General features: G+C 67.7%; 15 protein-coding genes. 2 read left to right on the top strand and 13 right to left on the bottom strand.

Going from position 1 to position 12,266, the window contains the following annotated elements:
- Positions 1 to 29: 29 nt before the first annotated feature.
- The 7 genes from ACOZ4N_RS10950 to ACOZ4N_RS10920 form a co-directional block, all read right to left on the bottom strand.
- Complete coding sequence (locus ACOZ4N_RS10950) at positions 30 to 1,298, bottom strand: pentapeptide repeat-containing protein (protein WP_424016421.1); 1,269 nt, start codon at positions 1,296 to 1,298, stop codon at positions 30 to 32.
- 79 nt (positions 1,299 to 1,377) lie between these two features.
- Entirely contained in the window at positions 1,378 to 2,325 is a 948-nt protein-coding gene (locus tag ACOZ4N_RS10945) for an ArsA family ATPase (RefSeq protein WP_424016420.1), read from the bottom strand.
- 133 nt (positions 2,326 to 2,458) lie between these two features.
- Positions 2,459 to 2,809, bottom strand: a complete 351-nt coding sequence (locus ACOZ4N_RS10940; RefSeq protein WP_424016419.1) for an Hsp20/alpha crystallin family protein — start codon at positions 2,807 to 2,809, stop codon at positions 2,459 to 2,461.
- 222 nt (positions 2,810 to 3,031) lie between these two features.
- Entirely contained in the window at positions 3,032 to 4,825 is a 1,794-nt protein-coding gene (locus ACOZ4N_RS10935; RefSeq protein ID WP_424016418.1) for an L-aspartate oxidase, read from the bottom strand.
- Between the two features lie 64 nt (positions 4,826 to 4,889).
- Entirely contained in the window at positions 4,890 to 5,267 is a 378-nt protein-coding gene (locus tag ACOZ4N_RS10930; protein WP_424016417.1) for a hypothetical protein, read from the bottom strand.
- Between the two features lie 309 nt (positions 5,268 to 5,576).
- Entirely contained in the window at positions 5,577 to 6,482 is a 906-nt protein-coding gene (locus ACOZ4N_RS10925; RefSeq protein WP_424016416.1) for an SDR family NAD(P)-dependent oxidoreductase, read from the bottom strand.
- Between the two features lie 311 nt (positions 6,483 to 6,793).
- The gene (locus tag ACOZ4N_RS10920; RefSeq protein WP_424016415.1) at positions 6,794 to 7,456 is read right to left on the bottom strand and encodes a helix-turn-helix domain-containing protein; all 663 of its coding nucleotides are present in this window, start codon (positions 7,454 to 7,456) and stop codon (positions 6,794 to 6,796) included.
- A 139-nt stretch (positions 7,457 to 7,595) separates the two neighbouring features.
- Between ACOZ4N_RS10920 and ACOZ4N_RS10915 the strand changes: the two genes are divergently transcribed.
- Positions 7,596 to 7,841 (top strand): PRC-barrel domain containing protein, encoded by a 246-nt coding sequence (locus tag ACOZ4N_RS10915; protein ID WP_424016414.1) that lies wholly within the window; start codon positions 7,596 to 7,598, stop codon positions 7,839 to 7,841.
- Between the two features lie 55 nt (positions 7,842 to 7,896).
- On the opposite strand, the gene ACOZ4N_RS10910 is transcribed toward ACOZ4N_RS10915, so the two are convergent.
- From ACOZ4N_RS10910 to ACOZ4N_RS10900, 3 genes are all read right to left on the bottom strand, one after another.
- On the bottom strand, positions 7,897 to 8,562 hold the full coding sequence (locus ACOZ4N_RS10910; RefSeq protein WP_424016413.1) for a hypothetical protein: 666 nt from the start codon (positions 8,560 to 8,562) through the stop codon (positions 7,897 to 7,899).
- Between the two features lie 75 nt (positions 8,563 to 8,637).
- On the bottom strand, positions 8,638 to 9,273 hold the full coding sequence (locus tag ACOZ4N_RS10905) for a metal-dependent hydrolase (RefSeq protein WP_424016412.1): 636 nt from the start codon (positions 9,271 to 9,273) through the stop codon (positions 8,638 to 8,640).
- 75 nt (positions 9,274 to 9,348) lie between these two features.
- The gene (locus tag ACOZ4N_RS10900; RefSeq protein WP_424016411.1) at positions 9,349 to 9,750 is read right to left on the bottom strand and encodes a DUF2267 domain-containing protein; all 402 of its coding nucleotides are present in this window, start codon (positions 9,748 to 9,750) and stop codon (positions 9,349 to 9,351) included.
- Between the two features lie 120 nt (positions 9,751 to 9,870).
- On the opposite strand from ACOZ4N_RS10900, the gene ACOZ4N_RS10895 reads away from it, so the two are divergent.
- On the top strand, positions 9,871 to 10,761 hold the full coding sequence (locus ACOZ4N_RS10895; protein WP_424016410.1) for a diacylglycerol/lipid kinase family protein: 891 nt from the start codon (positions 9,871 to 9,873) through the stop codon (positions 10,759 to 10,761).
- A gap of 22 nt (positions 10,762 to 10,783) precedes the next feature.
- Here ACOZ4N_RS10895 and ACOZ4N_RS10890 read toward each other — a convergent pair whose 3' ends face one another.
- The 3 genes from ACOZ4N_RS10890 to ACOZ4N_RS10880 all read right to left on the bottom strand — a co-directional run bounded on the left by ACOZ4N_RS10890 (position 10,784) and on the right by ACOZ4N_RS10880 (position 12,225).
- Positions 10,784 to 10,981 (bottom strand): hypothetical protein, encoded by a 198-nt coding sequence (locus ACOZ4N_RS10890; protein WP_424016409.1) that lies wholly within the window; start codon positions 10,979 to 10,981, stop codon positions 10,784 to 10,786.
- 44 nt (positions 10,982 to 11,025) lie between these two features.
- Positions 11,026 to 11,415, bottom strand: a complete 390-nt coding sequence (locus ACOZ4N_RS10885) for a cyclic nucleotide-binding/CBS domain-containing protein (protein WP_424016408.1) — start codon at positions 11,413 to 11,415, stop codon at positions 11,026 to 11,028.
- Between the two features lie 126 nt (positions 11,416 to 11,541).
- Positions 11,542 to 12,225, bottom strand: a complete 684-nt coding sequence (locus tag ACOZ4N_RS10880; protein ID WP_424016407.1) for a histidine kinase N-terminal 7TM domain-containing protein — start codon at positions 12,223 to 12,225, stop codon at positions 11,542 to 11,544.
- Positions 12,226 to 12,266: the final 41 nt, after the last annotated feature.

Genomic DNA, 12,266 nt, shown 5'->3' with positions numbered 1-12,266 from the left:
GCACCCGTTGACTGGTCTCCGTGCGCCGATCAGACTCGTTCACGGGTCCCAAGGACGTACCCGAGAAAGACCGTGGCCGCGGTGCCAGCGAACGTCTCGATGCTCGCCACTACGCCCGCGACTGTCGTCCTCGGGGGGGTTGGCGGTGACGCAGTGAACGTCACGATACTGTAATAGAGGCTCCGTCCGGGTGCCATTCCCTCGATCACGTACACCACAGTGGACAGCAGGTACAGGACCAGCATCGTCCCGACGATCCAGCGGAGCTGCACTCCATAGCCCGTGACGACCTTCGAGAGGAGCGACCACAACCAGTCGGCAGTCCCGCGCCACCCCGCCCTGGACTTGGCCGCCCGCCGGCGCGCCCTGCGTTCCCGGACCTGGGCTCTCCGGGCACGGCTCGACAGACCGTTCCGGCTGTACGCGTTCTTGAGTTCGTGGAACGTCCGTGCGACCTGGTCGTAGTCGTCCGCTGACAGTCCGGCCGCATCGGTCTCTCCGCTGTCTCCCGTCGACCGCCCCATCGTAGCGGCCCGCAATCGCTCGTTCGCCTGTCCGATCACTCCGGTCCCCCGGTCGGCTCCCGTGTCCGGATCGATCGTCGTCGCAGGTGACAGCGACACGCCGTCGAAGGAACTCTCTTTCAGCACCACGTCGGTCAGCGTCGCACCGCGCAGGTCGCCATCGGAGAGATCCGCCCTCGAGCAGACGGCACCCGAGAGGTCGGCTCTCGAAAGATCGGCATCCGAGAGGTCGGCACCAGCAATATCCGCCTCTGAGAGGTCGGCGTGAGCCAGGACCGCCTCGGAGAGGTCAGCACTGTCCCGGAACGACAGGTCCGCCTCGCTCAATTGAGACGCCGATAGGTCGGCGTGACGGAGAGTGGCCGCAGAGAGGTCGGCGTCGCTCAGGTTCGCTCCCGAGAGATCGGCCTCACTCAGTTCGGCCTCCGCGAGGTTCGCCCCGATCAGACGGGCCTCCGAGAGGTCGGCGGTCCCCAAGGTGGCCGCCGAAAGATCGGCATCGTTCAGGAACGCCTCCGCGAGGTTCGCCCCGATCAGATCGGCCCCAGAGAGGTCGGCATCACCGAGGTTCGCTTCCGAGAGATCGACACCTGAGAGGTCGGTCCCCGAGAGATCGACACCTGAGAGGTCGGCCCCCGAGAGATCGGCCCCGGGCTCGATATCACTCGGTGTGAGGTCTTCGTCGGGAATCTCCATACCTGACTTTGTGACGACGAAAGAATAAATCCGGAACCTCGTATTCGACCCACGGACCCATCGTCCGAACGACCCCACAGGTCACAGGGAGCCGGTCCGGCCGACCGCAACTCCGACTCGACGCCGTCGGGCAGGCCCCAGCGGACGCCCGATCGAGTCACGCCACGTCGAGGTCCGCGGCGACCCCCTCCAGCGTCTCTAGGCCCGTGACTTCTCCGGGTCGGTCGGCGACGCGCTGGACGTCGAGGTCCGGGAGCTGTGCGCGGAGGTCCTCGATGGCGTCCTCCTGGACGGCCTTGTTCGCCTGACAGCGTTCGCAATCGCCGGGGTCCTCGATGACCTTGTTGACGACGAGTTCGCCCACGGGCACCTCGAACTCGCGGAGTTGCTCGACGAGGCGGACGGACTCCTCGACGGCCATCGTCTCGGGGAGCGTGACCACGCGGAAGGCCGTCTGGTCGGGGTCACGCAGGACGGACTCGACCCGGTTCATGCGGTCGCGCATCTCGGTGATCGCGGCGGGGTCGTCGGTGTGGCGGCTCGCCAACACGCCCAGCATCAGCGTCTTCTGGACGTTGACCTTCCGCTGGACCTGGTCGTGGACCTCCGCGGCCGTCGAGAGCGTGTCTGCCATGATGCCGGGCAGGTCGAGCAGTCGGAGCGTGTGGCCGGTCGGCGCGGTGTCGAAGACGACGTACTCGTAGTCGTCGCTGTCGACGTAGGTCGCCAGGCCGTCGAGCGCGGCGAGTTCGTCGCTGCCGGGAACGATGCCGGAACTGAACAGGTCGGCGGCGTTACCGATACCGTCTTCCTGGCTCTCGAAATCGACGCCGGCCTCCTCGAGGACGTCCTCCATCGTCTCGAACAGTTCCTGATACCTGTCCAGCCCCTCGTCGGGATCGACCTCGACGCCGAACAACCCCTCGCGGATCTCGGTCGGCTCGTCCCCGACCTCGGTCCCGACGGAGTCCGACAGCGAGTGTGCCGGGTCGGTCGAGACGACGAGGGTCTCGTGACCGGCGCGGGCCAGCGCCAGCCCGGACGCCGCCGCGACGGTCGTCTTCCCCACACCGCCTTTGCCACCGTAGAGGACGAACTCGGTCACGACCGCCTCTCGGGCCTCGGCGAACTTAATTCCGTTCGAGGCGGTAACGGACGGAACCGTCACCCCTCGCCGACGGCGGCTGGAAAACCAGGCACTGCGTTCGTGACTCGAGTGAGCCTCGCTCAGTTTCGCGTCACTGGAATCCGATGTTCGCGGGATCGGTTTGCCGGTCGAGCGTGACTTCGAGAACGCCGTTGTTGAAACTCGTCTCCGCGGACTCGTCGTCGACGTACGCTGGCAGATCGACGCGCTTGACGACCGGACGAGGATCGCGCGCCACACGGATCGCCAGGATCCGCCCGTCGCACTGTGTATCGATCTCTTCCTGGCTGGCGTCCGGAATATCCGCGACGACACGGATCTCGTCGTCGTACTTGTGGACATCGACGGGCTCCGTGTCCTCGCCAGCCATCCCGGATAGCATCTCGCCGATTCCGCCGAAGGCGTCGCCGAACGGATCGTCGTCGTCCGGATTCCGTCTCATCACTACTTTTAGGGCAGTAACGCGGATAAGACTTCGGTGTGTGTTCGCTGACTCCCGTCGTCAGCGCCCGTCATACGCCCACGATACCGACCGGATACCCCGCTCGCTCGCCTGCCGACGGGGTCGTCGATCGAACGGCTGGAGCCTCGTCGTACACGGTCCGTTCGAGTTCGCCGTCCGGAGAGGTTCCGGAGCCCGTCCGGATCGTCCGGCGTCCTCGCCTCACTCCAGCTGGTGGTAATCGAGTTCGTGGCCCTCGTCGAGAGCGGTCTGGACGGCCTCGCTCGGCTCGTCGACGGGTTCGGTGTGCGTGGTCAGCCCGCCGAGGTCCGCACGCTCGAAGTAGATGTTGCGCTGCCAGCTCTCGTCGGTCTCGGGGTAGTCGGTGCGGTAGTGGGCACCCCTGGACTCGGTGCGTTCGAGTGCGCCACGCAGGACGGCCTCGGCGGCGGTCAGCATGAATCCCACGTCGAGCGCGAGCTCGAAGGATCGGCTCGTGACCGGACCGACGGCCATGTCCGCCGCCATCTCGCGCACGTCGTCGAGCGCGTCGAGCCCGTCCCGGAGTGATTCCTCGTCGCGGAGCAGCCCGGCGTGTTCCCAGGTGAACTCCTGCACCGCCTCGAAGACGGTTTCGACGGCGTATCCGCCGTCGCTGTCGGCCGTCGCCGCGAGGTCGCGGAAGTGGGGTTCGACGAGGGTCTCGACGAGCCGGTCGGGCACCTCGCCGGGGCCGTCGACCCGTGGCGCGATCCGCTCGCCGGCCACGACGCCGTAGGCGACCGTCTCGGCCAGCGAGTTGCCGCCGAGGCGGTTGGCCCCGTGGACGCCGGCCATGGTCTCGCCGATGGCGAACAGGCCGTCGACGTCGGTCTCGCCGTACTCGTCCACGGCGACGCCGCCCATCCCGTAGTGTGAGGTCGGCGCGACCTCGACCGGTTCCTCGGCCATGTCCACGCCGAGGTCCTGGAACCGCTCGTACATCCGGGGGAGCCGTTCCTTGATGAACTCGGCGTCGCGGTGGCTGATGTCGAGGTAGACGCCGCCGTTCTCGGTGCCACGGCCCTCGGAGACTTCCTGTGCGATTGCCCGCGCGACCACGTCACGCGCGTCCAGTTCCATCTGGTCGGGCGAGTACCGCTCCATGAACCGCTCGCCAGCTGTGTTGAACAGCCGCCCGCCCTCGCCCCGGACGGCCTCGGTGACGAGGCGGCCGCTCCAGGGCTCCCACTCGGGGTCGTCCTCGTCGACGGCCATGCCGGTCGGGTGGAACTGGACGAACTCCATGTCCATCAGTGACGCCCCGGCGTCGACGGCCAGGGCCGGCCCGTCGCCGTTGTTCTCGTCGTCGCGAGAGGTGTGACGGCCGTAGATCGCCGCGTAGCCGCCGGCCGCGAGGACGACGGTCCCGGTGTTGAACAGGACGAACTCGCCCGTGTCCATGTCGTACCCGATGGCCCCGTGGAGCGTCTCGCCGTCCGAGACCAGCTTCGTGATCATCACGTTCTCGCGGTAGGGAATCGACCGGTCCTGGGCCTGCTCGACGAGCGTCTCGAGCAGTGACTCGCCGGTGTGGTCACCGGCGAAGGCGGTCCGACGGAACGACTGGGCGCCGAAAAAGCGCTGGTCGATCTCGCCGTCGTCGGTCCGGGAGTAGTCCATCCCCCACTCGTCGAGTTCACGGAGGCGCTCGGGCATCTGCCTGGCCACCGTCTCGACTTTCTCGGGGTCGTTGACGAAGTGTCCCTCGTTGAGCGTGTCCGCAGCGTGGATGGTCCAGTCGTCCTCCGGATCGTGGGTCCCGAGCGCGCCGTTGATGCCGCCCCGTGCCCAGGTCGTGTGGGCGTCGCCGTGGTCGCGCTTGCCGAGCACGAGGACGTCCTCGACGCCACGGTCGTCGAGTTCGATCGCCGTTCGGGCTCCGGCCGCGCCAGCACCGACGACGAGGACCGACACGTCGACTCGATCGTACGCCGGCACCGGCTCACCGTCGGTTCCCGTATCGGATCTGCTCACAACACGTATTGGGGCTGGAGACGTTTCAACCCGTCGCGCGCGTGCGCGAAGATAAAATGAAATCCTATAAGCCGCCGTTCGTCTCGCCGGTGATCCCGGCGACGACGACGTACAGCCCGAACGTCGAGACGAACGTTCCGGCCAGCTGGACCCCCGCAGTCGGCAGGAATCCGGTGTCCGCGTACAGCAGGGGTGCGAGCATGAACCAGCCGCCGAAGATCGTCGTCAGGACGGCCGCTGGCAGACTCGGGCGGCCGGTCGCGCGGAGCAACTGGACGCTCCGGACGGTGAACACCAGTCCGAGCAGTCCACTCGACGTGACACTACCCGTGAACGCACGCGAGGCACCCGTCGCGAGCGGAACGACGGCAGCGGCCGCACACGCGAGGACACACACGACCGCCGATACCAGCAGGAACCGTGATGGTACTGTCTCTGACACGGACCACTGTTGGGCGCTGCCGGATTAAATCTCCCGTCGGTACGCGCCGGCCGAGTCGCCACTGTCGGGCTGGCCCCCGACGCGGCCTTCCGAGCATCGACGCACCCGGAGAAACCCTGCTCTCGATCTATCCGCCGGTGTGACTCACCGCGACGGGCGTCGTTCTCGGCGCTTTCGCCGCCGTATTCTTCCGGATCGATGACCATGGCGACGCCGGGACCGTCTGGTTCCCGTGGATAATTACCCTCGTGAGAACCGATGCACAACTCGGGTGGATCCAGCTCCTGCTGTGAGCGATCCCCGGGTCGATCACTTCGCCGGGAGCGGCTCGTCGATATCGAGCAGGGCGGCGCTCTCGGTCCAGAGTCGTCGCTGGGCCTCCGTGTCGCGGGCGGCCGCCGACGGGGTCGACGGCGTCTGCTGGTCGAAGTACCGGCCGGAGACGTCGGCGGTCCACTCGGCGGCGGCGAGGGACACGAGCGCGGCCGCACCGTCGTCCACGTCGGTCACGAACGGGAGGCTACCGAGCAGTCCCACCAGACGGGGGAGCGGCCCGGGGAGGAAGCGGGCGAAGTTCGAGCCCGGTATCGCGCCAGGGTGGACGGCGTTGGCGGTGACCTCGCGGCCGAGTCGGTCGAGGCGGCGGTCGAGTTCGAAGGCGAACAGTACGTTCGCCAGCTTCGACCGGCTGTAGGCCGACATCGCGGAGTAGCCGGCGGTGGCTCTGACGGCACCGAGATCGAGACTTCCGGCGCGGTGGGCCCCAGAGGCCGTGGTCACGATCCGCCCGCCGTCGGGGACCAGCTCCACAAGTTCCGCCGTCAGCAGGTACGGCGAGAGGTGGTTCACGTGGAACGTGTACTCGACGCCGAGGTCGGTCGTCGCACCGTCCCGGAAGAATCCGCCCGCGTTGTTCAGGAGCAAATCGAGCGTGTCCGTCCGCTCGCGGACCGTCTCGGCCAGGTCTTCCACGGCATCGACGCTGGCGAAGTCCGCGCGGACGAAGGTCCCTTCGGCGCCGTGGGATGCGAGGTCGTCGACGACGCGCCGGCCGGCCGCCTCGTCTCGACCGTGGACGATCACGTCGGCACCGAGCGCGCCCAGCGCGAGCGCCGCCCGCCGACCGATCCCGCTCGTCGATCCGGTCACCAGCGCGGTCGATCCCGTCAGGTCGCGGTCGGTGACCCCGGCCCGTTCGAGCACTGTATGTGCCATCGTCACGGGTTAGGTCTCCAGCCGCAAAAACCGCTCTCCGTCGATTTTCTCTCTCACGCCGGTCCGACGACAGCACGCCAGTCGCCGGGGAGCTCGCGATGGCCGCCCTCTCGCTGTACCCGGTACTCGAGGCGTATCGACTCGACGCACCGCGCCGAACGCTCGCGTGGATGTCGCGCTGGTCGCGATCTCCTGTCCTTGGCGTCGACGACGGCCGCATCGACCTGCGTCTCCGAGACGGCCCCGGTCATCGTTGCCGGTTACCCCCCACGTCCTATGGGGGCTGTGCCTGCGAGCGAAACCCGGCGGCCCTAGTCGCGTTCGTCGGGGTCCGGGCGGAGAGTGGTCTCGATCAACTCGCCGTGGCCGCGGCGGATCCGTTCGGAGAGGGCCTGATGAGAGATTTCCCGGTCCTCGGCGAGGTCGGTGAGACTGGCCTCGCGGGGGATGTCGTAGTAGCCGGCCTCGTAGGCGTCGAGCAGGGCCTCGTACTGGTCTTCGGTGAGCCCGTACTTCCCGCGGCGGAGAGATTCGGAGAGTTCGTAGATGCTGTCGAACGTGAGGTCGATGTCGTACTCGTCACAGAACTCGTGGGTCGTCGACACGGAGTCGTGTTCGGGAAAGAGGATGCGAAACTGCCACTCGCGGCCCTTGCCGTAGGCGCTGAGGATCGACGCGTTCTCTTCGAGCAGGATGTAGAGGATGACCCGGATGTGGGCGACCCACTCCATCCGGACGAGCGATTCGTCCTCCAGTTCGGTGAGAAGCTCGACGTTCTGCGTGCTCGGGTCCGCCTTCAACAGGTCCGGCAGTTCGTCCAGATCGTCCGCGCTCGCCCACAGGAACGGCATGGCGCGGTCGGTTCCGTCCTCGACGACCCGCACCACCTCGAACTCGACATCCTCCCCCTCTTCGAGCGTCCGATGAAGGGCGAACTCCGCGGCCGGAATCGTGGCTTCCACGATGGTACTCATCGAGTGCCCGTTGAACGGAGACTCATATTAGGACTCGCCTTCGACAGTCCACAGGTCACCTGCCAGGCGGGGCCCTGAAAAACGGGGTGCGAGGGCAAGCACGACGCCGACCCACGTCACGCGGAAAGACACGTCCGCGATGGAAACAGTTCAGATCACGGAGGACGACGTTGGCAAGACGGTCGTCGACGAGAACGGCGACGAAGTCGGCATCGTGAGCGCAGTCAGACACGGCACGGCCTACGTCGACCCCGACCCCGGCATCACCACGCGCATCAAGACCGCGCTGGGCTGGGAGGAGATCGACGACGAGGACGGCTACCCGCTGCAAGAGGAGACCGTCGACGACGTGACGGACGACGAGATCCGGCTGACGGATCTGTAGGCCGGCGACCCGTCGCACCGGGACGCGACTGACTCGGACGTATTCGCCGTCTCGATCACTCTTCCGTCACCGGCCACACGACGACCGTCATCACCACCGATCCGACCAGCACCACGCCACCGCCACCGACCACGAGCGTCTCGGCGGCTCGCGGGAACCGGTCGATGACGGGGACGAACACGCCGACCTCGAAGCCGACGATCAGCAGTGCGCCGACCACGTCGAAGAGGAGGTCGTAGGCGGTGTCGCGCCAGCCGTAGTGGACCAGCACGGGCTCCACGTCGAAGCGGTCGCCGACCTCGCGGGCGACGAGTTCGATCAACTCCCAGAACACGCCGACGGCGAAGGTAAACAGGACGGTGGCGACCGCGAGGACGGCCGTCGAGGGGGCGAAGGCGACGACGAGTGCGGCGTACAGCAGGGCGGCGACCAGCGCGGCGGAGACGGTGTGGGTGAGGTGGTCCCACCACCAGACCGACTCGTAGAGGCCGAGCATCCCGAGCGAGTGGAGGAAGCCGGCCAGCGCGATCCACAGCGGGACCGTCGGGTCGATCACGACCGAGGGCACGACGACGCCGACCACCGCTGGAAGCAGGGCGACGGCGAGGGCGAACAGCGCGTTCACCGCCGCGGCGACGTTCCGGCGGCGGGCGGCCTCGCCGAGGGTTCCGAGGACGGCGAGCTGGAGGACCAGCGCGAGGCCGGCGACGGCGTCGGTCACGCTCGCCCTCCGCCCCGGACGCCCGCACTCACGCGTTGCATCTCACTCTGCTCCAGCACCGCTGGCCACGAGAAACTAGTGGTCTTCGAGCCCCGTCCCCTGCTGGTAGCGCGTCGGAAGCTGTGCCAGTACCACGGCCGGCAGGACCGCGCCGAACTCGTCGACGAGGCGTTCGGCCAGCGTCGGGAGGGCGCGCCGGACGGTGGCGTAGACGACTGCGACGGCCAGACCGGCGAGGACGGCCAGCCGGAACGGGCCGTCGACGGTCACCAGCAGCGGGACGGCCAGCAGGCTCGACAGCAGGAGGTCGCCGGGCGACCCGTCGTAGCCGACCCACCGTCGCGGCGCGAGCCACTGCCCGCGGTAGTGGTCGTAGACGGCCCGGTCGGAGGTCCCCTCCCAGGGGCGCAACTCCAGGCCGCCGCCGAACACGTCGGTGACGCTGTGGAGGGCCGCGCCCAGCAGCAGGAAGGCCAGCCCCACAGTCAGGGCGGTCGGCACCGCCAGCGCGAGCGCGAGCGCCCCGGCCGCGAGCGCGGAGAAGTACACCGGGTAGTGCAGCGTCTTCCGGTGACCGACGTACATGTCCAGGTCCGGGAGGACGCCGCCAGCGAACCCCGACGCGAGCGCGACGGGTGCGAACTCCGGCGCCACGACTGCGACCGGGAGTGCGAGCGCCATCCCCGCCAGGGCGTGGGTCGGAAGCATCATCGTGTCGGATCGAAAGAGACAGAACGCTATGAGTGTGTCGGTGGATCGTGTGGAGAAATCACACGCCTGCCCGACTCAGCCCGCGAGTTCGGCGGTCTCGAACAGGGGGTCGAAGCTCTCGGGGAGGTGGTCGCGGACGCGGCGGAGTTCGTCGTCGCCGCCGTGGGCGGCGATGGTGGCGATGGCGGCCCGGGTGTGGATCACGGCGTCCTCGGGGCTGACGCCGATGCCCTCGCGGTCGGCGACCAGCACGACGAACTCGTCGGCGGTCCGTTCCTCGTGGGTGTCGCGGTGTTCGGTGATCGCGTCCCCGAGTGCGCCCGGGAGGACGACGCCGAGTGCGTCGGCCTCGGCCGTCGGGATGGACTCCCCGAGCGTGAGCAGCGTCTCGATGGCGGCCCGCTCGGCGTTGGCCATGTTCTCGATCCCGGCCCGGCTCCCGAAGTCGTCCATGAGCGCGTCGTAGTCGGTTCGCATCGAACGAGGACTGGTCGCGTCGCTGACGGCTTGAATATTCGGGCCAGTTCGACCGTCGACTCGTCGGGCCAAGCCGCTCGGTCCGGCCGGATTAAATACGCGGCGACCGTGAGTGACAGTATGCAGGTCGGGTCACGCCGGTGCATCCTCAACCCCGTGAGCGGGACGGGCGATCACGCCGAGTACGTCACGCGCCTGCTTCGCGGTCGCGGGTTCGAGGTCGACCACACCGAGGGCGAGGGTGACGCGCTGGCGCTGGCCCGCGAAGCCGGCGAAGCCGGCGTGTCCGAACTCGCGGTCTGTGGCGGCGACGGGACGATCAACGAGGTCCTCCGGGGACTCGACGCCGCCGACCACCTCGCCGACGTGACGCTGTCGGTGATCCCGACCGGAACGGCCAACATCCTCGCACGCACCGTCGGAATCGAGGGCGTCGAGGCGGCGGTCGACATCGCGGACACGGGCGAGGTCGCCACCGTCGACGTGGGGATGGCCGGCGACGAGCCGTTTCTGGTCTCCTGTATCGCGGGCTTTCCCGCGGAGGCCAGCGTCGCGACCTCCAGCGAACTGAAGGCTCGCTTCGGGACACTCGCGTTCCTGCTCACCGGTGCCCAACAGGCCCGATCCTTCGACGGACTGGACGTGCGCCTCGAAACCGAGACCGAGACCTGGGCGGGCGAGGCGCTGTGCCTGCTGGTGGGCAACGCGCGCCGGTTCGTCGAGGAAGGGGGCCAGGCCGACATGACCGACGGGCTGTTCGACGTGGCAGTCGTGGAGCGCATGCCGGCGGGCGATCTGGTGTCGGAGGCGATCCGCCACCGCGTCCTCGGTCAGGGGACCGAGGGCGTCACGCACATCCAGGCCGCACAGATCACCGTCACGGGGCGTGACGGCCCGATCACGTTCAGTCGGGACGGCGAGGTCAGCACACACGAGACCGTGACGATGGCGATTCGACCGCGAGAACTGAATCTACGGGTGGGATCGGGCTACGAGCCCTCGCCGGAGTGACCGGCGAGCGAAACCGCGCTGCTCACGTCGGGCCGCCGGTGGGCCGGTCGCGATCCGTGGCACCGCCGGTGATGGCGTCGCCCGCCGCTTCGTCGTCGGTCGCGAACGACGGTGTCTGCTCGGTCGTCGTCTCAGTCTCGGCCTGTTCTTTCGCTTCCTCCAGCAGTTCCTCCGCGATCTCGTCGCGCAGGATGAATCCGGGTGCGAGTCCGTGACACATACACACGTCCCAGGGACTGGACGCTGATAAATCCCGGCCTGCACTCAGGCCGTCGCCGTCTCGGCCGTGTGACGCAGGATGTCCGTCGTGGTCAACATCCCCACCACGTCGTCGTCGACGACCGGAATGTGGTTGAACCCGCTGTCCAGCAGGTGCGCGGACGCCTCGCTGACCGTGGTGTCGGGCGTGACCGTCTCGACGGGTGCGGTCATGCGTTCCTCGACGGTGGTTTCGGTCGGGTCCGCGTCGTCGGCGGCTACCTGCACGAAGTCCGTCGACGTGAGGATGCCCACCGGGTCACAGTCCGCGTCGATGACGGCCACGGACTTGATCTCGGTGTCGCGCATCGCCCACGCCGCGTCGGACAGCGTCTCGTCCGGGGCGACGGTCAACACCGGCGTCGTCATGATCTCGCTGACTGCAGTCTCGGTCATAGTTCCCACACCGTCCCCGCGAACAAAACCGTTCGTTTCCCGGCGAGTGTTGACAGCCCACATATCCAGTGATCGACGAACACGAGCCACGGAAATCGGCGGACGAGCGGAAAACAGGCCGCGCCGTCAGTAGTAGAAGATGGCGGTGGTGAGCGTGATCGCGGTCACGATGTAGGTGACCGGCCCCCAGTCGATGGCGGTCAGGTCGGCCGCGTACAGCAGACTACCGAAGGTCGGCAGGATGCCGCCGAACAGGAACAGCTGGGTCTGGCGGAGTCGCCGGCCATCGACTTTCGGCCACTGGGCGGCGAACAGCCCCGCGGCGACGAACGACACGCCCAGCGAGTAGAGCGCGTGGATGTAGTACCACGGGCCGTACGTGACCGAGAGCCGCTCGATGCCGCCCTGCGTGACCATCTCGGCGTCGACGCGGATCAACTGGTGCAGGCCGAAGTGGTTCGTCCACACGAGGACGATGGTGAGCGTCGGAATCGCCGCCAGCAGGGCGACGTTACGCCGTGTCAACAGCTCCGACCGATCCGTGAACTGGAAGGCAAAGAGCAGGAAGGCGAGCGACGCGAACGCGGGACCGATGAATCGGACCGTGTTCCACAGCAACGCCTGATCGAGAGTCGTACTCGCCAACTGGAGCGCGTAACTGATCGACCACACGACGATGGGCGTAAACAGCGCGATCATGAGATACGCCCCCTTCTGTTGCCGTTTCGTGATCGTGACCGCGAGCAACGCACCGACGATCACGGCCGAAAGCGCCAGGGGAATAGTGTACGGTGTCGCCTGAAATGCCATTGTACTCGTCTCCGACATATCGGTGTAATAAAATACTTTGG

The organism is Halorientalis pallida, from assembly GCF_049605515.1.
Taxonomy (GTDB): domain Archaea; phylum Halobacteriota; class Halobacteria; order Halobacteriales; family Haloarculaceae; genus Halorientalis; species Halorientalis pallida_A.
This window is presented reverse-complemented; position numbering and strand designations above follow the sequence as displayed.

Excerpts from the sequence above, each read along its gene's own strand:
- ACOZ4N_RS10925 (WP_424016416.1), bottom strand. The coding sequence starts at position 6,482 with ATGGCACATACAGTGCTCGAACGGGCCGGGGTCACCGACCGCGACCTG.
- ACOZ4N_RS10890 (WP_424016409.1), bottom strand. The coding sequence starts at position 10,981 with ATGTGTCACGGACTCGCACCCGGATTCATCCTGCGCGACGAGATCGCG.
- ACOZ4N_RS10905 (WP_424016412.1), bottom strand. The coding sequence starts at position 9,273 with ATGATGCTTCCGACCCACGCCCTGGCGGGGATGGCGCTCGCACTCCCG.
- ACOZ4N_RS10940 (WP_424016419.1), bottom strand. The coding sequence starts at position 2,809 with ATGAGACGGAATCCGGACGACGACGATCCGTTCGGCGACGCCTTCGGC.
- ACOZ4N_RS10900 (WP_424016411.1), bottom strand. The coding sequence starts at position 9,750 with ATGCGAACCGACTACGACGCGCTCATGGACGACTTCGGGAGCCGGGCC.
- ACOZ4N_RS10915 (WP_424016414.1), top strand. The coding sequence starts at position 7,596 with ATGGAAACAGTTCAGATCACGGAGGACGACGTTGGCAAGACGGTCGTC.
- ACOZ4N_RS10920 (WP_424016415.1), bottom strand. The coding sequence starts at position 7,456 with ATGAGTACCATCGTGGAAGCCACGATTCCGGCCGCGGAGTTCGCCCTT.
- ACOZ4N_RS10885 (WP_424016408.1), bottom strand. The coding sequence starts at position 11,415 with ATGACCGAGACTGCAGTCAGCGAGATCATGACGACGCCGGTGTTGACC.
- ACOZ4N_RS10880 (WP_424016407.1), bottom strand. The coding sequence starts at position 12,225 with ATGGCATTTCAGGCGACACCGTACACTATTCCCCTGGCGCTTTCGGCC.
- ACOZ4N_RS10895 (WP_424016410.1), top strand. The coding sequence starts at position 9,871 with ATGCAGGTCGGGTCACGCCGGTGCATCCTCAACCCCGTGAGCGGGACG.